This is a genomic window from Idiomarina sp. UBA4520 (genome assembly GCF_002388365.1).
Lineage (GTDB): Bacteria > Pseudomonadota > Gammaproteobacteria > Enterobacterales > Alteromonadaceae > Idiomarina > Idiomarina zobellii.
The window spans coordinates 105149-130178 of the sequence record NZ_DGMK01000021.1; the positions used below are offsets into that span (position 1 = coordinate 105149).

The following is a 25030-nucleotide window of genomic DNA, read 5'->3' on the forward strand; positions in this document are numbered from 1 at the left end:
ACGACGTATTCACTCACCCGCCGCTTGCCGTTAACGTTACCCCTTGCTAGGATTGCTGGAATTTAATAAATGATGCTTAACAAGCACCTCAAGATAATAACGATAATAAGAAGGTCAGAATGAGCGAACAACGCGATCAATTCAGCTCTAAAATTGGATTTATACTAGCCGCGGCAGGCTCTGCTGTTGGCATCGGCAACTTAGTCGGCTTCCCTGTCGCAGCAACAAAAAACGGTGGCGGCGCATTTCTTATTATTTATGCTTTGTTCGTTGCCTTTATTTGTGTCCCAGTCATGCTCGCAGAAATGGGTCTTGGCCGCAGAGCTCAAAAAAGCCCACTAGGGTCCTATCAGGCATTATCACCAGACAATAAAGGCTGGCATATAGCAGGGCTACTGGCCGTTATTACGCCCTTTATGATTGCCGTATTCTATATGGTCATTACCGTATGGATATTCGGCTATTTATGGCACTCAGTAACCGGCAACCTGGCGATGTTAGCCGACCCGGAATACTTCGGGCAGTTTGTGAATGATTACGGTTTTGTTGGCTTCCTGGTGGCGGTTACCGTCATTATTAACGTGATTCTGGTAGGAGGCGTTCGCAAAGGCATCGAAAAAGCCGCCAAGTTCCTGATGCCAGCTCTTTTTATTATGCTGGTATTGTTGGTCATTTTCGTTTTATCACTCGACAACGCAGCATTGGGTGTTGAGTTTTACTTGGTCCCTGACTTCTCAAAAATTGACGGCTCCGTTATCAATGGTGCACTGGCACAAGCTTTCTTCTCATTATCTCTGGGTATGGGTATTCTGATTACCTACGGCTCTTATTTCAGCCGCCGCGACGACATTGTCACTTCAGGGAAACTGGTCGCTCTAACTGATACTGCAGTCGCATTTACCGCTGGTTTAATGACTTTGCCTGCTATTTTTGCAATAAACCCGAACACCAACCCGGACACGCTGAGCGACTCTTCAGTCAGTATGATTTTCTCCTTCTTCCCACAAATTTTTGTGGCATTAGAAGACGTTGTCGGGTATTTCGGTGCTAGCTTAGCCGCGACTGTCTTCTTTTTGCTGACGTTTATTGCAGCTATTACGTCACTCGTATCCATACTGGAAGTACCAACGGCAGCCATTATTGAGAAAGCGAAGTTCAGCCGTAAAAAGACTCTGCTGGTTATGGGCTTTGCCGTTACCGTACTTACACTAATAGCAGCCACCTCATTTGGTTTTATACCAGCATTTACTGAGTTCACATCCTACGCCGGGCAAACGAAGTCGGTTTTTGACGTTATTTACGACGTCTTTTACGACACCATATTGCCGCTAAACGGTCTGCTTATCTGCTTATTCGTTACTCTACACTGGCGCAAAAAAGGGTTAGAAGACGAACTGTCAGAAGGCAACCCGAATTATAGAAATACACTACTAGCCAAATATGTGCGTATTTCTATCAGCACCTTTATTCCGTTAATTCTGGCGGTGGTATTCATTAATACAGTACTGACAAAATTTGTCGGATTCTCACTATTTTAATGGCAGAGTGTTGTAAGTAATGGAACGTGGCAGTTTTCGACAGCTAAAACTGCTGCAAACAGCGAGTCAATGGCAGCAAGCCTGCCAGACTCGCTCTTCTCAAAGTCTTATTCTCTCCCCAGAGGACCCAGGTGCTGATGCACACCTCAACCGATACAGAGACTACCTGGGTCATGAATTTGAAAATGTCCTTCTCGATTGTCAGGCGGGCTTAAATGCGGATGCAATTTGTGCGCTGTGCGGCACTATTGTTGGTGGCGGAGAGTTAATCATTCTTTTGCCCAGTGACAATTCCGCTATGGTCGAACGGCTTCTGCGCTTTGCGAGTCATTACTTTAATAATAATGCACTGCCTGCGAACGCTTCTGATAGCTTCAAGAAAGCCCAAACAGAACATCAGACACTGGTAGAAGTGCTGACCAGTGAATTTATCAATGAGGACTCCCCGCACACGCACATCCTTGTTGCTGAGCGAGGCCGCGGAAAAAGCACTCTGCTCGGCAAAGCATTAGCCGAAGTGAGTGCAACCTGCGCTGAAACTGAAATCATTGTTACTGCACCGAGAAAAGCCAATGCTCAGGTTTTACTGAAGCAAGCGCCAACCGCCACCTTTAAGGCCTGGGATAAGCTACTGGAACAACCCGGGGACTCGACTAAGCAGTTGATTATCGATGAAGCTGCCGGCATTCCTTTATGGGCTACCGAAAAGCTCTGCCAAAAGTTCACACCGTGGTTATTAGCCACTACGGTTTCGGGCTACGAGGGCTGCGGCCGAGGCTTTGCCATACACTTTCAGCAATGGGCAGAAAAACACTTGCCTAAAGTTAAGAATCATCGTTTATCAGCACCGATGCGCTGGCCGGAAAATGACCCTTTAGAACAATGGTTGACTGACACGTTTTTAATGGATGAAACCGCTACTTCATTAACACCGGAGCTAGCTGACGGGCAGTTTATTGAGCATGCTTCGCAACTGCAGGAAAACACCTTACGTCAATGCTTCCAGCTGCTCTTAAATGCTCATTACCAAAGCAGCCCTAATGACCTTAATTTGCTACTGAGTGACCCGTTACATCGGCTGGCTTACACTCGCCAGAACGGCGAAGTAGTTGCTGTTGCCTGGCTTATTGAAGAAGGCCCTGTTCCAAAAGAGCTGCACACACCTATTTTACAGGGTAAACGACGCCCTAAAGGAAACCTGCTGCCGCAAGCCATTGGCTATTTTTTACAGCAGCCCTGGGCTCTAAGCGCATGCTGGCTGAGAGTTGCTCGTATCGCTGTGTCTGCCGGCCTCCGTCATCAGGGATATGCCTCTGAGTTGCTCGGCTTTATTCAGCAACACCCTAGTTACAAACATATTAATAAAACAGGCACCAGCTTTGCCTGGGAGCCAGGAGTTGCGACGTTTTGGGAAGCTAATGGTTTTGTGCCATGGCGCACCAGCCACCGGCTCGACAGTGTATCGGCACGCCCCGCCTCTATTTATGTCAGAGCAGACAGTATGGGTGATGACCCAAGCTCAAACACCTCTCTGACTGACGACATTAGTCAGTGGGCAAAGGCGGAGCAGAATTGGCTTATAAACGCTCACTCTGAGATACCAGAAAACCTTATCACTAACCCTCTACCCCATTTGTTGGTGAAGGCTTACGTGAACGAGCGCATTCCATTTGACGCTGCCCACTTTGCCTTGGCTGTTTACTACCAAAATAAACACCCGGCCGACGAACTGACTCAATATTTGAGCCGGCCATCATGCTCTCTGAAACAGCTGGCACATTACTACGATTGTTCATCAAAACAACAAGCAAACGTAAAACTACGTAAAGATACCGCACGGCTTGTCTAATGTGACTTGTTGTTTTCACAACAACTTTCTATGATCAAGTCAGTCTTAACAAAGGGGAAGGCAATGACTCGTTATTCATCAATTCGTGTATTTCTGGCTACGCTGTCCGGTGCTCTTATCCTAAGCGCATGCAGCTCTCAGCCAAAGCCTCAGCAGCAGTCACCTTATGGGTTCCCGCAAACCAAAACGGTTGATCAAACAGACGACTATCACGGCACCACTGTTGCTGACCCATACCGTTGGCTGGAGAACCTCCGCTCAAAAGAGGTTTCCCAGTGGGTCAATAGTCAAAACGAGTTCTCAACACCTTATTTGCAGAAACTTCCCGCCTACAATGACCTGAAGCAACGGTTAACCGAGCTTTGGAACTACAAAAAAATAGGCACGCCATTTCAATACGCGAATCGATACTTTTACTTTGCTAACGACGGTCTGCAAAGCCAGGACATTCTTTACACAATGACGGACTTAGAGAGCGCTCCGGAAGTATTAATTGACCCGAATAAACTCAGCGAAGACGGCACGTTATCACTAGCCAGAATACAAGTGTCCCCTAACGCAAAGTATATCGCTTACGCGGTTTCAGAAAAGGGTAGCGACTGGACTGAAATTCACATTAAAAATATTGAGTCTGGCAAGACTTTGTCCGACAAAATAAGTGGCGTTAAATTCTCCAATATCGCTTGGCTGCCAAACGAAACCGGCTTCTATTACAGCCGCTATCCTCAAAATGCTAATGGAAAATACGACGACTCAAAGCCCGTTAGTGTTTACTTTCACAGCTTGGGACGCTCTCAAAGTGATGACGAATTGATCTTCGCGTTACAGAATCAACCTAGCTGGAACCCATATCCGGAGGTGACACATGACGGTCGCTATTTATTAATCAATGTGTCTTCCGGGTATGATGCTAACGCTGTTTTCAGCCGCCCATTAGCCGAGGACAGCGAACCTTTCACCGGACTGTTAACCAAATGGGATGGCCAGTATGATTACGTGACCAGTCATGACAGTAAGCTATATTTCCGGACTACCGCCCAGGCCCCAAGGGGTCGGGTTATAGCTATTGATATGAACAGCAAGGGTGATGACAACTGGTCTGAAATAATTCCTGAAAGCACACATACATTGACCTCAATCTCCGCGGTCAACGGCCAACTCTTTGCTCACTATTTGCAAAACGCGCATTCCCGTGTCGGAATTTTTGACCTCAAAGGTCAAGTGTTGCAGGAGCTTGCTCTGCCCGGCATCGGCACCGTCTCAGGCTTTAACGGGTCGCCGTCAGCTAAAGACACCTTTTTCAGTTTTTCAGGTTTTACCGAACCTGGAAAAATTTACCGATACCAAGTAGAGCAACAGCGCACAACTTTGTGGCAGGAAGTCGAATTTCCGGCCGAACTTGAGTCATACGAAACGCATCAAGTGGTCTACGAGAGTAAAGACGGCACAGAAATCCCTATGTTTCTGGTGCACTCTCAAGACGTGGAACTGGACGGAAGTAACCCCACGCTGCTGTATGGTTATGGTGGTTTTAATATCTCTTTAACGCCCGAATTTAAAGCCGACCGTATTGCCTGGTTAGAAATGGGCGGAGTGCTGGCAATACCTAACTTGCGAGGCGGTGGCGAATTTGGCGAAACATGGCATCAGGCTGGCACAAAAGCTAGCAAGCAAAGGGTATTTGATGACTTTATCGCCGCCGCAGAGTGGCTAATTAAGAACAACTATACCAACAAAGACCAGCTAGCTATCCATGGCCGCAGTAATGGAGGGTTATTGGTGGGCGCTACTCTGACACAACGCCCGGAGTTATTCGCCGCAGCCGTACCAGCGGTTGGCGTATTGGACATGCTGCGTTATCACTTGCCCAATGCAAACGCACGCGGCTGGAGCAGTGAGTTTGGTTTGAGTGAAAACGCCGATGAGTTCACTGCTTTATATGAGTACTCTCCGGTTCATAACACGAAACAAGGCACTTGCTACCCAGCTACCCTTGTCACCACCGCGAATAACGACAACCGAGTCGCTCCATGGCACAGCTATAAGTTTGCGGCGGCACTTCAGGAGGACCAAGGGTGCAATAATCCAATACTTCTCAATGTTGAAACTCGTGCAGGTCATGGTGCAGGCACACCTACGTGGATGAAAATTGAATCAGCCGCTGAGAAGTGGGCTTTTTTAAACGAACAACTCGGCATCAATAAAGAACAGAGAAGCTCTGCTTCTCAATGATGATTTTCAAAAAATGTGCTATCTTTCGCGGCAATCTTATTCGTAAAATAAGTCCGTTAACGATTTCTGTGAAGGATAGCATTCATGTCTAAAGTTCTTATTATTGGCGCTGGCGGTGTTGCTGGTGTTGTTGTTCAAAAATGTGCGAAATTACCGGAAGTTTTTTCTGAAATACACTTAGCCAGCCGCACCTTGTCAAAGTGTCAGGCACTTCAGGAAAAAGCAGGCAAAGATCGCGTTGTTGGCGTGTATCAGGTTGATGCTGATGACGCTGCAGAAGTCGCCGAGCTTATTCGCGGCATTAACCCGTCGCTGGTTATTAATGTTGCCCTGCCTTACCAGGACTTACCGATTATGGATGCGTGTTTAGAAACAGGCGTTCACTACTTAGATACCGCCAACTACGAGCCTAAAGACGAAGCAAAATTCGAATACTCTTGGCAGTGGGCGTATCAGGACAAATTTAAAGAAAAAGGCTTAATGGCGCTTTTAGGTGCTGGCTTTGACCCAGGTGTAACCAACGTATTTACCGCTTACGCCGCCAAGCATTACTTCGACGAAGTGAATTACCTGGATATTGTTGACTGCAACGGTGGTGATCACGGTCAGGCCTTTGCAACTAACTTTAACCCGGAAATTAACATCCGCGAAATTACTCAACGCGGCAAATACTGGGAAAATGGTGAGTGGCACGAAACAGACCCTATCAGTGTTCGTAAAGACTTAGACTACCCAAATGTTGGCGTGCGCCCTTCGTACTTGCTGTTCCACGAAGAGTTAGAGTCTCTGGTTAAGCACTTCCCAACTATTAAGCGTGCGCGCTTCTGGATGACCTTCGGTGACCAATACCTGACGCATTTGCGTGTATTAGAAAACGTAGGCATGACCTCTATTGAACCTGTTGAGTTTGAAGGCAAGAAAATTGTGCCTCTGGAGTTTCTGAAAGCTGTATTGCCAAACCCTGGTTCATTAGCGGAAGGTTACACCGGCAAAACCTGTATCGGTACCTACGTTACCGGCATGAAGGACGGTAAAGAAAAGACCATCTTCATTTACAACAACTGTGACCACGCCGAAACTAATAAAGAAGTTGGCGCACAGGCTGTATCCTACACAACGGGCGTGCCTGCCATGATAGCCGCTTCACTGATGCTGCAAGGCGAGTGGATGAAACCCGGTGTATGGAACATGGAGCAGTTTGACCCGGATGAGTTCATGAACCGTCTGAATCAATACGGTTTACCATGGCACGTTCAAGAATGCGACAAGCCGTTTGAGAAGTAAGTGAGTCACTGATGAGCCATTATTTATCGCCGGAAATTCCGTCGCCATGCTACGTGCTGGATGAGAAGCTGCTACGCCGCAACCTCGAACTTATGCAATACGTTCAGGAAAAAAGCGGCGCAGATATTATTCTTGCACTGAAAGGCTACTCAATGTGGTCCGCGTTTCCGCTGATTAAGCAATATTTGAAAGGCTGTACAGCCAGCTCGGTATGGGAAGCCAAACTGGCCGCCTATGAGTTTGGTCGTGAAGTGCACGCTTATGCGCCGGCATACAAACAAGGCGATATTGATGAGCTCCTGCCATTAGTAAACCACTTGTCCTTTAATAGCGTGACTCAGTGGCAGCGCTACCATGAACAAGTAGCTGAAGCTGGGGTTTCTATTGGCTTACGTATAAACCCGGAGCACCAGGAGGCAGACACTGAGCTGTACGACCCCAGTGCCCCCGGATCACGCTTGGGCATTAGAGCCAGCGAGCTTAACCAGCATGATTTAACGGGTGTTGAGGGCTTACACGTTCACAACTTGTGCGAGTGTGACTCTTTCGCTTTAGAACGTACGCTGGAAGCTGTAGAAAGCCGCTTCGGCGAACAGTTAAAACAGGTTAAATGGCTTAATTTAGGTGGTGGTCACTTAATGACTCGCGAAGGGTACGATGTCGAACACCTTATAAGCCAGCTTAAACGCCTACGTGAGACCTATGACCTTCAGGTGATTCTGGAGCCGGGCTCTGCGGTTGCCTGGCAAACCGGTCCGTTAGTTTGCGAAGTGGTGGATATTGTTGACAACAATGGTCCTATCGCCTTACTTGATATCTCAGCAACGGCGCATATGCCGGACGTATTAGAGATGCCTTATCGACCAGCAATTACTGATGCCGGGCTGCCGGGAGAAAAAGCCTTCAGTTATCGCTTAGGGGGTAATAGTTGCCTGGCCGGTGATGTCATTGGTGAATACAGCTTTGATCAAGCATTGGCCGTTGGTGACCGACTCATATTTGAAGACATGATGCATTACACCATGGTGAAAACGACATTTTTCAATGGTGTACAGCACCCGGCTATCGGAATACTGCGTGAAGACGGACGTTTTGACTGCATACGAGAGTTTAGTTACGAAGACTTTCGCAGTCGACTTTCATAGTCCTTAAAAAAACGTTAAAGCGGCCACTATTCCAGTGGCCGTTTTGCTTTTTCCACCACGGAAGGTGGCATGCGTTCTGACAGTTGCACCAGTTGCTGCTGAATTTCCCGATGCTTACCAGAATCACCTGTTACTGAGTTGTGCAGCCAATGGTAGGCATTTTCGTAGTCATAAGGGCTGCCATGATCATTCAGTAAAATACTGACAAAACGCTGCTGAGCACGAAGGTTTCCTAAAGAAGCGGCCTCACGCAAGTATAAAATAGCGCGTTCAATATCCTGCTGTACGAGTCTTCCTTCATGATAGTAACGCCCCAGTTGCTCCAGCGCCTCGACTAACCCCTGCTCTGCTGCTTTTTCCATATACAGCAAACCAATTTTAGGATCCCTGTCATAGCAAATACCCCATGCTTTCATATCGCCATAAAGAAATTGGTACGTCGGACGGCGTTCAAGCTCTGCCTGAGCCTCAATATCCTGGGCTAACTGACAACGGTCAACATCGCGAACCTGAGTAATGTGTTCATTTGTAGCAAACATTTCCACCAGCTCAGCATCAGAATATAGCTGAACCGCTTCTATGTCCTGAGACTTTGCAGGTAAGGCAAATAAGACACCGCTTAGTACGGCCGCGATTATCGCTGCTTTATGCCACGTCATGTTCTACTCCAGTACGCTTAATCAGTCACTACTGTTGGTTATCGGCACAAAGTCTCAAACCCTTAAAGGTTAAGTCATCAATGCGACAGATATTACCACTCAAATGGGAGGCCAGTTGTTCGCTGTCGCCGCCGGTGACAACAACAGTAAACGCCTCATCGTTAAATAACGAGGGAGAGAGTTTGGCCGCCTCGTAAACAACTCCAATTAAGCTAGCCTCAATGCCATGCAGCATGCCTTCGCGGGTACTGACCCCGGGCTCTAGTCTTGCCTGAGCACTCTGCTCGATGGGCACGTTACCTAACTGCGCAGTGCCCTGTCCAAGCGCATTCAACATTAACTGCCGACCGGGTACTATCCAGCCACCCAAGTGTTGTCCGTCGCGGGTTAGCCAGTCCACAGTCAATGCCGTACCGGCATCAATAATAAGCGCATGCCCGGTAATCGCTTTATGACAGCCTAACAAAGCCAACCAACGGTCAGCGCCTAACGCTTCAGGCTTCTCCCGGTACGCGTTTACCACCCCTAACTGAGTCGCGCGAGTACTTTGCCAGCGCACGTTAATTCCAAGTTCGGCCAGCGACTGATTCAATGTATCAACCACTTGCACAGACGCCACGCTCACCCCTAAAGCTTCTTTGGTGTCTTCGAGTTGTTCACTGTTAATAACACCCAGCAAAATATCCTTTAACGAGCGACTCAAATCATTCAACCAATGCTGATGCTCAATAGCCCCCAGCCACTGAATAGAGTCAGTATGCTTGTCCCACCAAGCGAACTTACACCGTGTGTTACCAGCGTCAATGAGTAGCATCTAATGTCCCTACTGTTGTAATCGTAAACTAATTTCACCGCCGAAGTAGCGCTTCACGCCGGTCTCGTCCTGCACCAGCAAGGCACCGTTTTCATCGATACCACGGCAGGTCCCGACACATTCGCGCTGCCCCATAATGAGACGTACCGGCTTATCGAGAAATTGATCATAAGCACGCCAGCGTTCCTGAAATACACTGAGCCCTGCCGCATCATATTCCGACAAGCACGCGAGAACCGAATCTCTAACCCTTGCCGCTATCAGGTTGCGGGACATGATAGTGGGTATTTCACTGCTTATATCAGTCCATGCCTGGTCAATATGTTGCGTCACACTTTCCGGCATTTTCAGGTTAATCCCAATGCCAATAATGCTGTGCGCAGATCCGTCCGCCAGTGTTTCTAAGTCGACTAAAATACCAGACACTTTTTTGCCTTTTATATAGACATCATTCGGCCACTTTAGGCCAACGCCCTCAATTCCCAGAGACTCAAAACACTCGGCTAAGGCTACACCAACGGCCAGACTCAAGCCCATAGCACCGTGTATGCCCTCTGCCAGGGGCCAGTAAACACTGAAATATAAGTTACTTCCAAATGGCGATATCCAGCGCTTACCCCGCCTTCCCCTGCCTGCTGTCTGAGCTTCTGCAAATACCGAGTACCCGGCCGCTAACTTTTGTTCCTGCGCCAGCAGTTTGAGCTCATCATTACTTGAGTCGACAACCGAATAAACCGCAAAATCAGGTTCGTTAGTGAAGTGATCAGTGGCTTGTTTTATCTTTTCTTTGTCCAGCAGCTCTAGCTGCTGAGACAATTTGTACCCCTTACCGCTGACAGAGAATAACTCAAGGCCCAGTTCTTCAAGCTTATGAATGTGCTGATTCACCGCGGCTCGGGAAATATTCAACTGCTCACCCAACGACTGGCCGGAATGAAACTCGCCATCCGATAGCTGCTGAATAAGCTGATCAAGTCGTTGTGACTGCTTCATGGCGTACGTCCCTTCTTATTTGAAGCATTTATAAGTTAATGAGTCCCTGAGCACCCACGAGACGAACTTCAGGCTCAAGCTCCACGCCCGTTACATCATAAACACGGTCTTGTATCTCTTGTGCTAACGCCAATAACTCAGCGCCCCGCGCCTGACCATTATTAACTAGCACCAGAGCTTGCTTAGGGTTAACCCCAACATTACCCACCGATAACGACTTTAAGCCCAGGTTGTCGATAAGCCACCCCGCTGCCAGCTTCACTGAGCTGTCAGAGACAGGATACGACACCACTCCCGGTAACTTTGGTTCCAGAGCTTTTAGATGCTCTATCGACACCACCGGATTCTTAAAGAAGCTTCCTGCATTCGGCGTCACCGTCGGGTCAGGTAGTTTCTGACGGCGAGTTTCAATGACTTTGTCGAAAATTGCCTGCGCAGTTACAGGTTCCGGAAGTTCATTTAATGGTGCGTAATGCGTCACTGGATGCCACTTTTTCGGCATTAGAAAACTGACTTCCGTGATAAACCAACGCCCTGGCGTTTGTTTGAAAATACTGTCGCGATAACCAAATTCACAGTCCGAAGGCGTAAAATAAGCCCAATGGCGCTTTTCTACATCCCAGGCTGTCACCAGCTCAATAAACTGTGACACTTCCACGCCGTAAGCACCAATATTCTGCACCGGTGCAGCACCGACAGACCCTGGTATCAAAGCCAGGTTTTCCAGCCCATTAATATCCATTGAGCGCAACTGCGACACCAGTTCATGCCAGTTTTCCCCGCCGGCAACTGTTACCCTTGTGTATTCGGGCAACTCGTCAACCTGAACACCTTTCAGGGCGTTATGGATAACCGTCCCATGGAAGTCTTCAATAAACGCCGTGTTACTGCCTTCGCCCAATAGATACCAAGGCTCTTGCGGCTCTAATGTCATAAGATTATCGGCGCTGGTCACCTCAACAAAGTCAAAACACTCTGCCGGTAAACGAAATGTGTGTAAGTTCGATAAATCCCTCAAGCGAGGCCTCACGTTAATGCCAATTACTTTCGCATGCTAATATATTTCAAAAAGGCTTTTAACGCAGCCGGTTTTACGGGTTTTGGTAAAAACTGCAGGCCTAATTTTCGTGCGGATTGTTTCACCGCGTCATCACTCATGGCTGTCACTAACGCGGTGGGCACTTTACGCTGCCACTGTTCCCACAAAGTTTCAGCCAACGACAGGCCGTCCCCATCGCCTAACTGATAATCAACCAGTATGCCGTGCGGCGGCTCATCAGGGGTGCTCTTAGCGTAATCAACCGCCTTAGCAAAACTATTGAAGGTTACCGCTTCGCAGTCCCATTTATTCAGCAATGCACTCACCGCATTCAGGTTTTCATTGTCGTCGTCCACGACCAATAAGCGTAATGACGCATTGGGTCCCTCATCGAGTTTACGTTTGGGTTTATCAATGACTTGAGCTGCATTGCCCAAAGGCACTCTAACCGAAAACCGCGAGCCTTTGCCTTCAACAGAGGTCACTTCCACGTCACAGCCCAGTTGCTCACCCATGCGCTGAGCTACACTTAAGCCTAATCCGACGCCTTCAACGTTCTGATTCTGAATACGGTAGAACGCATCAAAAACCTTATTTTGCTGTTGCGCGGCTATACCAGGGCCGGTATCCCAAACCGATATCTCCAGTTCATCGCCTTTTTTACGAACGCCCAATAAAACGCTGCCTTTTGGGGTGTACTTAATCGCATTAGAAAGAAAGTTTTGTACAATACGCCGCAAGTACGTTGGGTCTGTTAACACCGGACGGTCAACATAAAAGGCTCTGAAATCCAAATGTTTTTGATCGGCCAGCACCGCATACTCTTCCACCAAAGGCTTCAAAACTGAGCTTAGTTGCACATGCCGGAATTTAGGCTGCAACGCCCCCTGATCCATTTTGGCAATGGAAAGCAGCGTCGAAAGCAAATGTTCGGTTGAGCCAAGCGCCGTATCGAGCTTGCCCAATAACTGCTGGTTTTTATCAGACAGTTCTTTTTCATGTATCGCCGACAAATACAGGCGTGCAGCATTCAATGGCTGCAATATGTCATGGCTGGCAAGCGCCAGAAAACGTGTTTTTGAGGCATTTGCGGCCTCAGCCTCCGCTTTGGCTTTCTTAAGCTCTTCTTCCACCTCGCGGCGTCGATCAATTTCCGCCGTTAACTCTTGGTTTATTTCTCGGATTTCTTGTGTGCGTACGTCGACGCGTTGTTCAAGGTCGATATTGGCATCTTCAAGCGCCTGCTGGGTTTCAACATGTTCAGTAATGTCCGTAAAGCTGGTCACAAAACCACCGGTTGGTAATGGGTTCCCAACCATTTCTATGACTCGACCGTCGGCACGGCGACGAATAAAACGATGTGCCGAGCCCATTTGCATATAGCGCAGTCGCTTATTAACCAGTTCATCGACGTCGCCTGGTCCGCATTCACCACGTTCGGCATTGTAGCGAATCAATGTCGCAATGGGCTGTCCCGGCTTTACCATGCCTTCAGGGTATTCAAACAAATCTAAATAGCGTTTATTCCAGGCAACCAGCCGCAAGTCAGCGTCAACCACGCTAATACCCTGTGCCAGATTCTCAAGCGAGCTGAATAAAATAGACTGCTGGGTTTGCAGTGCCTGTGTAGTGTCATCGAAAAAGTGCACCACTTCTTCTAAGTTAAGCTGTTTATCGCGTAATGCCGCATCGACCAACGAGCGCGCCGTTGCTGACCCAAGAACACCGGCAATGGCTCGCTCTACAAAACTAATAAAGGACTGGTCTGCCAGTTCTTCTGGCAATAACTCTTTATCTTCTGGCTGCTGAAAGTACTGCATGAGCTGTTGTGCACGTTGGCCACCTAAGAAGGTTTTCAGCAACAGCATCATATCTGCGTTGGTTGCGTTATAGTCTTTATGCAGGTGTTGCTGTTCCGGCAGTTGCGCTTTCGGCTTAACAAAAGCAGTTGCCTGAATGCGGTCCACCAGTCTGGGTCGGGCCAACAACGAAAATGCGATAAAACCAAATGCGTTCAGCGCCAGCGATACAACAGTGCCTCGGGTTATAATTTCAACGTCGGTGAGCTCGGGGTAAGAATACAGCGGAATTAGCACCGCTAGCACCCAACCAATAGACCCCGCACCAAGCCCCGCATAAACACCGCGAGCGTGCCCTTTTCGCCAATACAAAGCCCCCAGTAATGCCGGTAATAGCTGCAATACCAGCGAGAACGCCAGCAAGCCGATACTCACCAGGTTGGTTTGTGCCGCCCAGAAGTAGTAACAAAAGAACGACAGCACCATAGTAACGGCAATAGCGACTCGCCGAATGAGCAGTAGTGCCCGGTCATATTCCCGTTTACGCTGCTTTAACGGCAGCTTAGAGTCTCGTTGCAACAATATCGGCATGATAACGTCGTTGGTTATCATGGTACTTAACGTAACCGACGCAATAATCACCATGGCGGTAGCCGCAGAAATACCTCCGATAAAGATAATGAGCGACAACCACAGTTGGTCTTTAAGCAAAGGTAACTGCAATGAGAACGTTGAGCCGTCGCCGTTATTACCTAAGAAGAAACTGCCCGCAATGGCAATAGGAATAATAGCCGCAGCGGTCAGGCTAAGATAAAGAGGAAACCCCCAACGGGCAGTTTTTAAATGCCGAGTGTCGACGTTATCGACCACCGCCACATGAAACTGTCGGGGCAGACATAAAATCGCTCCCGCAGCCATTAGCGTTTGAACAATAAACTCAAACTCACCAAACTTGGCAAAAGACCACTGCGGAGCTGATACAGAAGTAAAGTTACTCAGTAACGACGGTGAAGGGTTCTCAGCAATAAGCGTCCAGGCAAACACTGCGGCAGCCATTAACGCCACCAGTTTTATCATCGACTCAACCGCAATAGCTAAAATCATGCCACTGCGATACTCAGTAACTTCCACGTGGCGTGTACCAAAGAGCATGGCAAATATGGCCATTAAAGCTGCTGCACCCAGCTCTTTAATTGAAAATTCAGACATGACACCGGTGCTCTCTGTCAGCACCGAAAAGCTCACACCCACCGCTTTTAGTTGCAAAGCGATATAAGGAATAATAGCTGTGGCAGCGATGGCTGTAACCGCAACGGCCAAACGCCTGCGTTTACCGAAACGAGATGAGATAAAATCGGCAATCGAGGTGATATTTTGCTGTTTACTGACCGAAACCAGTTTCTCTAAAACTCGAATGCCAAAAATAAAGAGTAAAATGGGCCCCAATAGAATGGGGAAAAACGCCCAACCCTCGGTGGCCGCATTACCCACAGCGCCATAGTAAGTCCAGGAGGTGCAATAAATGGCCAATGACATGGAGTAAACCATTGGCTTGTGGCTTATTTTATTCGCCCAGGACCCTAAACGATCACCCCAGGTCGCAATGGCGAACAGAAAAATGACATACGCCAGTGAGGCGAATACCAGCAGCCAAGTCATAACTGCAGACGTTCAGCGACCAGTACGGCTTGAGTACGGCTATAAACTCCGAGTTTACGGAAGATTGCCGTAATGTGAGCTTTGACGGTCGCTTCAGTAATATTTAACTGATAAGCGATTTGTTTGTTTAGTAGGCCTTCGTGTAAAAAATGAAGTACGCGGTATTGCTGCGGTGTCAATTCAGACACTTTACGCGCCAACTCCTGGTCTTCGTCAGATATGACATCCAGGCGCTCGCGGGACTCTTTAGGCACCCAGGTTTCGCCTTGCAAAATGGTGTCTATCGCTTCTGCTATTTCCGCTGACGGCAATGACTTAGGAATAAACCCCAGCGCCCCAAAACCAATACATTTAGCAACAATTGACGCATCTTCACTGCCGGAAATGATAGCAACAGGCAATAACGGATAGTCTTCACGGACTCGAATAAGGCCATATAAATCACCGCTGCCGGGCATGTGCAAATCGAGCAGCAATAAGTCGACGTCGTCGTCTTTGTTTAACGCCGCGAGTGTCGAGTCCAGGTCTTCGGCTTCGCGTAAGGTAAGCTCAGAAAAGTGATTCGCGAGAGCGCCTTGCAGCGCCTCGCGAAACAGAGGGTGGTCATCTGCGATTAAAAATTTCGCCATGAGATTCCAAATTAAGTGACATTATTTATTCATTCGATTCTCTATCAATGAATCTACCACACTTGGATCAGCAAGCGTAGAGGTGTCACCGAGATTCTCATATTCGTTAGCGGCAATCTTACGCAAAATACGACGCATGATCTTACCTGAACGTGTTTTCGGCAAACCCGTCGTCCAGTGAATCAGGTCAGGGGTTGCAATTGGGCTTAATTCAGAACGAACCCAGTTACGTACTTCTTTGGTTAATTCATCGGTTACTTCCACACCTTCAACCGGTGTGATGTATACGTAAATACCCTGACCTTTTAAGTCATGCGGATAACCAACAACAGCCGCTTCGGCCACTGACTTATGCGCAACCAACGCGCTTTCAATTTCAGCCGTACCTAGACGGTGTCCCGATACATTCAGAACGTCATCCATGCGACCAGTTATCCAGTAGTAACCATCGGCGTCACGACGCGCGCCATCACCACTGAAGTAACGGTTCTTGAAAGTCGAAAAGTAGGTTTGCTCGAAACGCTCATGGTCGCCCCAAAGAGTACGCATTTGACCAGGCCATGAGTCATTAATAACCAAACCTCCTTCGGCTTCGCCTTCCTGGATATTCCCTTCTCCATCAACCAGTGCAGGTTGAATACCAAAGAATGGACGTGTTGCTGAGCCGGGTTTTAAATCGGTAGCACCCGGCAGTGGTGCAATTAAAATACCGCCGTTCTCGGTTTGCCACCAGGTATCCATAATTGGACATTTACCGTTACCAATAGCGCGGTGGTACCACTCCCAGGCTTCTGGGTTAATTGGTTCACCAACACTACCCAGAATACGCAAACTTTCACGGGTCGACGTCTTCGCTGCTTCGTCACCTTTCGCCATTAAGGCACGAATTGCCGTTGGCGCGGTGTAAAGGATATTGACCTTGTGTTTATCAACAATTTCGCCAATACGGCCAACCCCGGGATACGTTGGCACACCTTCAAACATCAGTGTGGTTGCACCGTTTGCCAGCGGCCCGTAAACAATGTACGAGTGACCAGTAATCCAGCCGACATCGGCTGCACACCAGTAAACATCGTCATCGTGATAGTCGAAGACATACTCATGCGTCATTGACGCATACACCATGTAACCACCGGTAGTATGCACAACCCCTTTCGGTTTTCCGGTCGAGCCGGACGTGTAAAGAATGAACAGCGGGTCTTCGGCGTTCATCACTTCTGCCTGGCATTCATCGCTGACATCGCCAATCAACTCATGCCACCAAACGTCACGACCTTCTGTCCATTCAACGTCACCTTCGGTAACACGACATACAATGCTGTGCTCTAATGAAGGACAAACGCCATCAGACAAGGCTTTATCCACATTGGCTTTCAAACCAATAGTGCTGCCGCCACGACGACCTTCGTCGGCGGTAATTATAGCCTTTGCCTGACAGTCGTTAATGCGGTCCGCAATAGCATTTGGTGAGAAACCGCCAAAGATAACGGTATGAACCGCGCCAATCCGGGCACAGGCCAACATCGCATAAGCCGCTTCCGGAACCATTGGCATGTAAATAGCGACCCGGTCACCTTTACCAATACCTAATTTTTTCAAGCCATTAGCAAAGCGAGATACCTCTTTATGTAACTCGCGGTAGGTGATGTGTTTGTCTACACTAGGGTCGTCGCCTTCCCAGATAATCGCTGTTTTATCGGCCTTATCAGCAAGGTGACGGTCGACACAGTTGTAACAGGCGTTTAGAGTGCCGTCTTCGTACCACTTAACACTGACTTTACCCGGTTCGAAACTGGTATTTTTAACTTTGGTGTAAGGTGTGAACCAAGTAATTCGCTGTCCGTGTTCACTCCAAAAACCTTCAGGATCGTCTACTGACTGTTGGTAAAGTTTCTTATAACCGTCATTATCGATTTTGGCTTTAGCTTTGATATGTTCAGGAACTGAATACAGTTGCGACATTACCTCTTCCTCCTTATTCGCAAGATGGTATCTGTTGTACGTTTTAAAGGGCTTAAACACTATTAGACCATAGTCTAGATTGATAAAAATTGACCAGTTAACGAGAATTAACAGCGTTTATCTTTGGCATAACAATAAAATGCACGATCAAAACGAACACTTGGCTTACAGGGGAGAACACCATGGCTAAAGCAAGTATCGCAAAGAAATTCACCGTATCAGCAGCAAGCGCTGCCGTACTCGGTGTTATGAGCTTAGGAGCTCAGGCAAACGAAACTGACATCGATTTTGGTGGTTTTGTTAAACTGGACATGATGGTATCGGACTACACCGATGGTCAGGCACCTTCAAGCGGCAGTATCGCTCGGCAACAGTATATTCCAAGCCTCACCCCTGTGGGTGGTGAAGGCGACGACATGGTCACCGATTTTCACGCACGTCAGTCGCGTTTTTTCCTTACCACCGACACTGAGTTAGATAATGGTGAAACGCTGACCGGCCATATCCAAATGGATTTTATGTTGACCCCTGACGGTGACCAACGTATTTCAAACTCTTATAGTCCGCGTCTACGTCACGCATTTTTAAAATATGGGAAATGGACTTTTGGTCAAACCTGGTCTAACTTTCAGGACCTAAACATTCTGGCTGAATCCGTCGACTTTATCGGCATCACCGATGGCATTATCTTCAACCGCCAGGCACAAATTCGTTACACCTCCGGTGGCTTTAGCGCCTCAATTGAAAACCCTGAAACCACAGTGACACCTGCTGGTGGGGGACGTATTGTTTCCAGTGATGGATTTATGCCAGATGTTACTTTTAAATATACCGGCAAGTCTGACAACCTGACCTGGCAGGCGTCTGCATTATTGCGTCAGCTCACTTATGACGTCACACAAACTGGTGACGATGAAACAACTTTCGGTTACGGTTTGAGCTTTGGTGCTAAATACACCTTTGGTATGGACGACATTCGTGCGTCTATTACAACCGGTTCGGGCTTAGGTCGCTATTTAGGTCTCAACACATGGAACGGCGCTTATATCGATGGTAACGGTGAGCTGGAAGCCATTGACTCAACCGGTATTTCTTTTGCTTACCGCCATTTCTGGACTGAGAAAGTTCGTTCAAACATCGTATATTCGCGTGGCTGGGCAGACAATGATGAAGAGCTGCTTGCACTCGCTGGTGACATGACTGAATACACACAGCGCCTCGCGTTTAACGTGATGTATTCACCAGCTTCCAACCTAACCTTTGGTGCGGAAATTTCACAAGCTAACCGTGAAACAGAAGCTAATGTAGACGGCGACTTAAACCGCCTACAGCTGATGGCAATGTATAAGTTTTAAACGATATTCCCAACCAAAAACGCCGGTAGCCACAAAAGGTTACCGGCGTTTTTTCTGTCTGGGCATTGTCTGCCCAAACAAGCTTTATTTCACAATATCAATTAACCGCTTACCAATGTCTGTGTTATCCATATACCCACGGAAATCTTCAGAGTAAGGTCCTTTAGCAAAAACCGGGACGTCTACTGCGGTGTGGCCACTGCCCGTCCAACCCGTACCGGTAATATCACCGGTAATATACACCAAAGCATCGTGTAGTGCGTCTTCACGCTCTTCACCTTCCTGCTCAGATGCAAGCGCCAGCTCGTCGATATAGTCCTGAGTCAGCTCGAAGTTCACTTTGTCAGCAACATACTCGGGCCATTTCTCAGCGTCCATGTCCAGAAGTTCACTGCGCATTGTCGCAATAGAGCTTTCAATAGCCATGACTCTGTCTGAATACCATGCGTACTCACCGTCACGCCCCAGAGTTAAACCGCCAGTAGAATGGTCAGCAGTCATCACCAGTAACGTATTGGGGTTATCTTGCATGAAGTCAGCAACAACCGTTAACGCTTTATTTAACGAGTCCATTTCATGCACCGCGCAAGCAATATCATTGGCATGACCACACCAGTCAATTTGGCTGCCTTCAATCATAAGCGCGAACGGTTTGTCGTCACCTGACAATAAACGCAGCGCAGTGCTGGTCATTTGTGCCAGCGAGTCTTTACCTTCATCAATTGCATGCGGCAGACCTTTTGGTGCAAACAAGCCCATAACCGGCGCCTGTTCAACTTGATCTAACATTTGCATGTCCTGAATAACCTTCAAGCCATGTTGCTCTAGCAGTTCCGCCCAGTTCTTGTCGTCACGAATAAAATACTGCTGACCGCCGCCAAGCAAGACATCATAAGACGCTTCATTTTTTATATACTGCTGCGCCATAAGGTCAGCTATTTCGTTGTACTCGTAGCGAGACGGATGATGCGAGAAAAATGAAGCCGGCGTTGCATGGTTAATTTGCGAGGTCGATACGGAGCCTGTCATATAACCGCTATTTTTAGCGTACTCCATGACCGTTTTTAACGACGTTTTATCGTTATCCATGCCAATAGCGCCGTTATACGACTTTTCCCCCGCCGACAAAGCGGTAGCGCCAGCTGCTGAATCCGTCACCCAGGTATCGTCTTCCGGATAAGTGGTTGCGGCCCCGGTGAGGTAGTGGTCGAACTGTGTTTCAGCAATGTCTTTGGTGTCTAAATCAGACATGGCATAGCGGTAAGCACTGATAAATTCAAAGCCCATACCATCACCAATGACATAAATAATATTGGGCTTCTGCTCTTCAGCCACCGCGCCCGGTGCACTCAGCGCAACCCCGATGGCTGCGGCTGCTAAGGTTTTTTTCATACGACAACTCCGTTTAATTCTGTAACGCTCTTTGTATAGCCTGATTATATCAAGCCCTAAATGTCAGTGATATGACAACAAACCGCAATTTAATCGCGTCTCGCCGTGAATGAGCCGTCGGCCAGTCGAACATCGACCGGTTCGCCACTAGCAACGTCATCCGCACGACGCACAACCTCGCCACTATCTTTACGAACAATGGCGTAACCTCGCTCCAGCGTATTCAGCGGGCTGACCAGGTTCAATGACTGCATCAATTGCCCTTGCCGAGACTTTTTGTCTCTCAGTAAACGCGCCATGACTTGCGGCAAACGCTGCTGAAGAATTGTCAATTGCTGTTGGTATTGTGCCAGTCGTTTTTCCGGATGCACGGATTGCAAGCGCCTCACTAAATGCGTGTGCTGCTGACGCTGACGCATAAGTTGCTGAGTCAGCGCCCGACTCGCACGCGCCTGTAACTCGTCAGCCAGTTGCGACTGTTGTTGCAGCAGTCGTTGTGGATGCTGCTGTTGCAGGCGTGTTTGCAAAAATTGCCATTGTTGTTTGAGGCGTTGTATATGCCTTAACTGAGCCTGTTGCAGCCGCTGCATTAACGCCTGAGCACGCTGCAGTTGCTGTTGCTGGTCTCGCGTGACCAACTCTGCCGCAGCCGATGGTGTGGGTGCTCGCATATCAGCAACAAAGTCTGCAATGGTGAAGTCAATTTCGTGACCGACCGCACTAATCACCGGCATCGGAGCGGTAGTCAGCAGCCGGGCAAAACCTTCATCGTTAAAACACCACAAGTCTTCCAGTGAGCCACCGCCGCGCGACACTAGCAGCACATCCACTTCATTACGCTCAAACGCCGTTTGCGCCATAGATTGAAGTTGGGCTACTGCGGCTTCTCCCTGAACCGACGTCGGATAGATAATCACTTCAACGCTGGGGTCCCGCCGTTTCATAACCGCTAATATGTCTTTTATTGCCGCCCCGGTTGGTGAGGTCAGCACACCCACTTTGCGAATGTGCTCCGGTAATGGTCGTTTGCGATCGGCCGCGAATAGTCCTTCAGCACCGAGTTTTGCTTTCAATTGCTCGTAGCGCTGTTGTAATAAGCCCTGTCCGGCGTCTTCCAGGTGCTCGACAATTAGCTGATAGTCACCGCGCGGCTCATACAAGGTCACTTTGGCTTTCACCAGGACTTGTGAACCGTTTTGCGGGCGCATAGCCGCTCGCTGATTGGCGCCTCGGAACATGGCGCAACGTACTTGTGAGCGTTCATCTTTCAGCGTGAAATACCAATGCCCAGAGCCCGGCGCGGCAAAATTAGAAATTTCACCCACCAGGCTTATTTGGCGAAAACCCTGCTCAAGTAACTGGCGGATTTCACCATTCAGCTGACTGACCGAGTAAACCATCGACATATTCGACCTCCATTCAATGCGCTGATACTACCACAGAATTCAAAACAATAATTTCGCATTTGGACGTCTAAATGTCTTGACGGCTTTATATCCATTTATTATTGTCGCTGTATTGTCGTTTCAAATTGACGGAGGCCGCTATGGTTCTTCCTATTGCTCGTTCATTTCATACGCAAACGCCTTATGGCCGCTTAAAAGGGTATCGGTATGGCTTTCCCGATGCCCCGGCTATTGTTGTACAGGGCGGTATCAGCGCAACCGGAAAGCTTTGGACACCGTCCGGCGATGGTTGGTGGCAATCGCTGCATCGGCTCTTCGCAGACACTGACGATTACCAATTTATTAGCTTTGACTACTTCGGCGGGTTAGGCGGCTCTGATTGTCCCGACACTCCGCTGTCCGTACGAGAACACAGCAATGCTATTCATCACGCATTGCAAGCGGTATTGCCGGACGAGTCTCTGCACGGCTGGATTGGCGGCTCATTCGGAGGTGTTTTAGGCCTCCAGTACGCACTGGATAACCCAGAGTCGCTTGAGCGGCTAAGCGTTATTGGAGCGGCTCATAAACCATCGGTGCACTCGTCTTTATTGCGTTATTTCCAACAAGCGCTCATACAACGCTGCAACGATTCACAATTGGGTATTGTATTAGCCAGAGCACTGGCCATGCTCAGCTACCGCAGTGCGGAAGAGTTTGAATCGCGCTTTAGTAGCAGCGATGACGCTTTCGAGTACCTACTTTATAAAGGTGAACGACTGCTTAAAGAAAACGGTAACAGCTCACGCAGCCTGTTCACTCATCTCACACCCGTGTTGAACGAATACAGCATTAATCCTGAGCCTATCGAAACGCCAGTGCATTTAGTTGACTTCACCAGTGACACCATTGCGCCACCAAGCCTAGTCACGGAGCTTGAAACCCTGCTACCCAACTGTACGTCACATGTGTCCGTTCAAAGCGAATACGGGCACGACGGATTTATAAAGAACGTGCCCCAATACGGCACGTCACTGACACATTTTTTATTTGAAACGCATTTGGAGACCATATGAAAGACGAAACCTTATCCATTCATCATGGCTACGACACCGACCCAACCACCAAGTCAGTAGCTACGCCGATTTATCAAACGGCATCGTACGAGTTTGACAGCGCTCAGCACGGAGCTGATCTCTTCGACTTAGCGGTTGAAGGCAATATCTATTCACGCATTATGAACCCCACCAACGACGTGCTGGAAAAACGGGTTGCCGCCCTTGAAGGGGGTGTTGCCGGTCTCGCAGTCGCTTCAGGTATGGCGGCCATTGAATACACCCTAATTACTTTGGCAAGTCAGGGCGACAATATCGTTACCACCCCACAGCTTTATGGAGGCACCTATACACTGTTTCGCCATATGCTGCCGTCGCTCGGTATCGAGGTCCGTTTTGCCGAATCAGACAATGCGAAAGACATTGAAGCACTTATTGATGAGCGCACCAAAGCGGTTTACTGCGAAAGCATTGGTAACCCCGCAGGAAACATTGCCGACTTAGAAGCACTGGCGGGAGTTGCCCACACTCATGGCGTACCGCTCGTCGTTGATAATACCGTCGCTACGCCTATTCTTTGTAAGCCCATTGAGCATGGCGCTGACATCGTCGTTCATTCATTGACGAAATACATTGGTGGTCACGGTAATTCAATTGGTGGACTTATAGTCGACTCAGGCAAATTTGACTGGCTGTCACAAAAGGCGCGTTTCCCACAATTTAGTAATCCCGAACCGGCTTATCACGGTGTGGTTTATACCGACGCATTCGGACCCGCCGCTTTTATCGCAAGAGTCAGAACCGTGGCTCTGCGTAATACGGGCGCCTGTTTGTCGCCCTTTAATGCCTTTTTATTGTTGCAGGGACTGGAAACTCTGACTTTGCGTATTGAGCGACACTGCGAAAACGCAAAGGCTGTCGCCGACTATCTACTACAACATCCTAATGTTGAATGGGTGAATTACGCAGGTTTGGCTCAGCACCCACACTATGAACTTGCTGCCAAATATGTGACTGGCGGGTTACCTGCATCATTGCTTACCTTTGGCATAAAAGGCGGTTACGAGGCAGGAGTTAAGTTTTATGACAAGCTTGGCTTGTTTAAACGGTTAGTGAATATCGGCGATGCAAAGTCGCTTGCCTGCCACCCTGCTTCTACCACTCACCGTCAGCTGTCGGAAAAAGAGCAAGCTGCTGTTGGAGTTAAACCAGAAGCCATCCGCTTGTGTGTCGGCATAGAGCACATTAGCGATATTATTGCTGACTTAGAGCAGGCATTAAGCATTTAATATACCGAAAAAAGAAAAGCCACCGGACGGTGGCTTTCTCATCTCTAACAGGCGCATGAATTTTATGCGTCGTCCTTTTTCAAATGAACGTCCATTTGAGGAAAGGGAATACCAATACCTTCCTCGTCTAAACGGTCTTTAATGCGCTCTAACAAGTCCCAGCGCGTTGGCCAGTAGTCTTCATTTTTGGTCCACGGACGTACATTAAAGTCTACAGAAGAAGCGCCAAGCTCCGTCACTGTCACCACAGGCTCAGGATCTTTCAGAACCCGTTCGTCACTGGTAATAACGTCCATAAGTACTTGCTTCGTTTTTTGCAAGTTAGCGCTATAACTCACACCAATGACCAAATCGATGCGACGCAGTTCTTCACGATTGTAGTTGGTAATTGGGCCACCGATAATTTCCGAATTCGGCACAAAGATAATTTTACGGTCCGGCGTTTTCAAAACCGTCTGGAAGATATTGATTTGTTCAACCGTGCCGGAAACCCCGCCAGCGTCAACGTACTCGCCCGCACGGAACGGACGGAACATAATAAGTAATACGCCCGATGCAATGTTCGACAGTGACCCTTGCAGTGCAAGGCCAATGGCCAAACCTGCCGCACCTAAAATAGCAATAAAGGACGTAGTTTCGACCCCGACATGCGACAGCGCCATCATAATGGCGGCAATGAAGATAACGGTTTTTACAATAGCGCTGACGAAGCTAATAACTGCGCCGTCCACTTCGCGTTTTTGCATGCCTTTGGACATGACCCGGGTAACGCCATTCGCCACTATTTTACCAATAATCAAAATGGCAATCGCAATAATAAACTTAATCGAAAACTCGATAAGCATATCCTGATTGTCGTTTATCCACTGAACGATGCTGTCCATAATATTTCCTTATTTAGCAATAACTAAACTATGATTTTCCCAAAATAGCGCTTATTACGCCTATTCGC

Annotated in this window: 18 protein-coding genes; 8 read left to right on the forward strand and 10 right to left on the reverse strand. The window is 48.3% G+C overall.

All coding sequences use genetic code 11. The features are described 5' to 3' along the window. Window positions 1–119: 119 nt before the first annotated feature. The 5 genes from B3850_RS10620 (at window position 120) to nspC (ending at window position 8048) form a co-directional block, all read left to right on the forward strand. Complete coding sequence (locus B3850_RS10620) at window positions 120–1538, forward strand: sodium-dependent transporter (protein WP_286911723.1); 1419 nt, start codon at window positions 120–122, stop codon at window positions 1536–1538. 19 nt (window positions 1539–1557) lie between these two features. Beyond that, a complete protein-coding gene (locus tag B3850_RS10625; protein ID WP_286871843.1) occupies window positions 1558–3387 on the forward strand; it encodes a GNAT family N-acetyltransferase in 1830 nt (609 codons plus the stop codon). Window positions 3388–3450: 63 nt separating this feature from the next. Continuing rightward, window positions 3451–5619, forward strand: coding sequence for a prolyl oligopeptidase family serine peptidase (locus B3850_RS10630; RefSeq protein ID WP_286871846.1), 2169 nt, complete (start codon window positions 3451–3453; stop codon window positions 5617–5619). Window positions 5620–5703: 84 nt separating this feature from the next. Beyond that, window positions 5704–6903 carry a saccharopine dehydrogenase family protein gene (locus tag B3850_RS10635; protein ID WP_273268058.1) on the forward strand — a complete coding sequence of 400 codons (1200 nt, stop codon included), beginning with the start codon at window positions 5704–5706 and terminating at the stop codon, window positions 6901–6903. A gap of 11 nt (window positions 6904–6914) precedes the next feature. Then, the gene (nspC, locus tag B3850_RS10640; protein ID WP_286911724.1) at window positions 6915–8048 is read left to right on the forward strand and encodes a carboxynorspermidine decarboxylase; all 1134 of its coding nucleotides are present in this window, start codon (window positions 6915–6917) and stop codon (window positions 8046–8048) included. A 26-nt stretch (window positions 8049–8074) separates the two neighbouring features. Here the strand turns inward: nspC and B3850_RS10645 are convergent, their stop codons facing one another. From B3850_RS10645 to acs, 7 genes are read right to left on the reverse strand one after another with little or no spacing between them, the layout of a single operon-like run. Next, entirely contained in the window at window positions 8075–8707 is a 633-nt protein-coding gene (locus tag B3850_RS10645; protein WP_286911725.1) for a tetratricopeptide repeat protein, read from the reverse strand. A 28-nt stretch (window positions 8708–8735) separates the two neighbouring features. Then, a complete protein-coding gene (locus B3850_RS10650) occupies window positions 8736–9521 on the reverse strand; it encodes a type III pantothenate kinase (protein ID WP_286871858.1) in 786 nt (261 codons plus the stop codon). Window positions 9522–9530: 9 nt separating this feature from the next. Further along, complete coding sequence (gene birA, locus B3850_RS10655; protein ID WP_286911726.1) at window positions 9531–10514, reverse strand: bifunctional biotin--[acetyl-CoA-carboxylase] ligase/biotin operon repressor BirA; 984 nt, start codon at window positions 10512–10514, stop codon at window positions 9531–9533. A gap of 28 nt (window positions 10515–10542) precedes the next feature. After that, window positions 10543–11532 carry a UDP-N-acetylmuramate dehydrogenase gene (gene murB, locus B3850_RS10660; RefSeq protein WP_286871863.1) on the reverse strand — a complete coding sequence of 330 codons (990 nt, stop codon included), beginning with the start codon at window positions 11530–11532 and terminating at the stop codon, window positions 10543–10545. 23 nt (window positions 11533–11555) lie between these two features. After that, window positions 11556–15011, reverse strand: a complete 3456-nt coding sequence (locus tag B3850_RS10665) for a PAS domain-containing hybrid sensor histidine kinase/response regulator (protein WP_286911727.1) — start codon at window positions 15009–15011, stop codon at window positions 11556–11558. After that, window positions 15008–15640 carry a response regulator transcription factor gene (locus B3850_RS10670; protein WP_126751880.1) on the reverse strand — a complete coding sequence of 211 codons (633 nt, stop codon included), beginning with the start codon at window positions 15638–15640 and terminating at the stop codon, window positions 15008–15010. The genes B3850_RS10665 and B3850_RS10670 overlap by 4 nt, the downstream gene beginning before the upstream one ends. Window positions 15641–15661: 21 nt before the next feature. Continuing rightward, a complete protein-coding gene (acs, locus tag B3850_RS10675) occupies window positions 15662–17602 on the reverse strand; it encodes an acetate--CoA ligase (protein ID WP_286911728.1) in 1941 nt (646 codons plus the stop codon). A 182-nt stretch (window positions 17603–17784) separates the two neighbouring features. Here acs and B3850_RS10680 point away from each other — a divergent pair, with 182 nt between their 5' ends. Continuing rightward, the gene (locus tag B3850_RS10680; protein WP_053953973.1) at window positions 17785–18957 is read left to right on the forward strand and encodes a DcaP family trimeric outer membrane transporter; all 1173 of its coding nucleotides are present in this window, start codon (window positions 17785–17787) and stop codon (window positions 18955–18957) included. An 84-nt stretch (window positions 18958–19041) separates the two neighbouring features. Here B3850_RS10680 and B3850_RS10685 read toward each other — a convergent pair whose 3' ends face one another. Then, window positions 19042–20349 carry an alkaline phosphatase gene (locus B3850_RS10685; protein WP_286871878.1) on the reverse strand — a complete coding sequence of 436 codons (1308 nt, stop codon included), beginning with the start codon at window positions 20347–20349 and terminating at the stop codon, window positions 19042–19044. Window positions 20350–20438: 89 nt separating this feature from the next. Beyond that, window positions 20439–21749 carry an exodeoxyribonuclease VII large subunit gene (gene xseA, locus B3850_RS10690; protein ID WP_053954011.1) on the reverse strand — a complete coding sequence of 437 codons (1311 nt, stop codon included), beginning with the start codon at window positions 21747–21749 and terminating at the stop codon, window positions 20439–20441. 146 nt (window positions 21750–21895) lie between these two features. Here xseA and B3850_RS10695 point away from each other — a divergent pair, with 146 nt between their 5' ends. Together B3850_RS10695 and B3850_RS10700 are read left to right on the forward strand one after the other, a co-directional pair. Next, the gene (locus B3850_RS10695; protein WP_286871880.1) at window positions 21896–22810 is read left to right on the forward strand and encodes an alpha/beta fold hydrolase; all 915 of its coding nucleotides are present in this window, start codon (window positions 21896–21898) and stop codon (window positions 22808–22810) included. After that, window positions 22807–24078 carry an O-acetylhomoserine aminocarboxypropyltransferase/cysteine synthase family protein gene (locus B3850_RS10700; protein ID WP_286911729.1) on the forward strand — a complete coding sequence of 424 codons (1272 nt, stop codon included), beginning with the start codon at window positions 22807–22809 and terminating at the stop codon, window positions 24076–24078. The genes B3850_RS10695 and B3850_RS10700 overlap by 4 nt, the downstream gene beginning before the upstream one ends. 62 nt (window positions 24079–24140) lie before the next feature. Here B3850_RS10700 and mscS read toward each other — a convergent pair whose 3' ends face one another. Beyond that, window positions 24141–24962 (reverse strand): small-conductance mechanosensitive channel MscS, encoded by an 822-nt coding sequence (mscS, locus tag B3850_RS10705; RefSeq protein ID WP_053953969.1) that lies wholly within the window; start codon window positions 24960–24962, stop codon window positions 24141–24143. Window positions 24963–25030: the final 68 nt, after the last annotated feature.

Excerpts from the sequence above, each read along its gene's own strand:
- mscS (WP_053953969.1), bottom strand. The coding sequence starts at position 24,962 with ATGGACAGCATCGTTCAGTGGATAAACGACAATCAGGATATGCTTATC.
- B3850_RS10665 (WP_286911727.1), bottom strand. The coding sequence starts at position 15,011 with ATGACTTGGCTGCTGGTATTCGCCTCACTGGCGTATGTCATTTTTCTG.
- B3850_RS10700 (WP_286911729.1), top strand. The coding sequence starts at position 22,807 with ATGAAAGACGAAACCTTATCCATTCATCATGGCTACGACACCGACCCA.
- nspC (WP_286911724.1), top strand. The coding sequence starts at position 6,915 with ATGAGCCATTATTTATCGCCGGAAATTCCGTCGCCATGCTACGTGCTG.
- acs (WP_286911728.1), bottom strand. The coding sequence starts at position 17,602 with ATGTCGCAACTGTATTCAGTTCCTGAACATATCAAAGCTAAAGCCAAA.
- B3850_RS10650 (WP_286871858.1), bottom strand. The coding sequence starts at position 9,521 with ATGCTACTCATTGACGCTGGTAACACACGGTGTAAGTTCGCTTGGTGG.
- B3850_RS10685 (WP_286871878.1), bottom strand. The coding sequence starts at position 20,349 with ATGAAAAAAACCTTAGCAGCCGCAGCCATCGGGGTTGCGCTGAGTGCA.
- B3850_RS10670 (WP_126751880.1), bottom strand. The coding sequence starts at position 15,640 with ATGGCGAAATTTTTAATCGCAGATGACCACCCTCTGTTTCGCGAGGCG.
- B3850_RS10635 (WP_273268058.1), top strand. The coding sequence starts at position 5,704 with ATGTCTAAAGTTCTTATTATTGGCGCTGGCGGTGTTGCTGGTGTTGTT.
- B3850_RS10620 (WP_286911723.1), top strand. The coding sequence starts at position 120 with ATGAGCGAACAACGCGATCAATTCAGCTCTAAAATTGGATTTATACTA.
- B3850_RS10630 (WP_286871846.1), top strand. The coding sequence starts at position 3,451 with ATGACTCGTTATTCATCAATTCGTGTATTTCTGGCTACGCTGTCCGGT.
- B3850_RS10645 (WP_286911725.1), bottom strand. The coding sequence starts at position 8,707 with ATGACGTGGCATAAAGCAGCGATAATCGCGGCCGTACTAAGCGGTGTC.
- xseA (WP_053954011.1), bottom strand. The coding sequence starts at position 21,749 with ATGGTTTACTCGGTCAGTCAGCTGAATGGTGAAATCCGCCAGTTACTT.
- B3850_RS10680 (WP_053953973.1), top strand. The coding sequence starts at position 17,785 with ATGGCTAAAGCAAGTATCGCAAAGAAATTCACCGTATCAGCAGCAAGC.
- B3850_RS10695 (WP_286871880.1), top strand. The coding sequence starts at position 21,896 with ATGGTTCTTCCTATTGCTCGTTCATTTCATACGCAAACGCCTTATGGC.
- birA (WP_286911726.1), bottom strand. The coding sequence starts at position 10,514 with ATGAAGCAGTCACAACGACTTGATCAGCTTATTCAGCAGCTATCGGAT.
- B3850_RS10625 (WP_286871843.1), top strand. The coding sequence starts at position 1,558 with ATGGAACGTGGCAGTTTTCGACAGCTAAAACTGCTGCAAACAGCGAGT.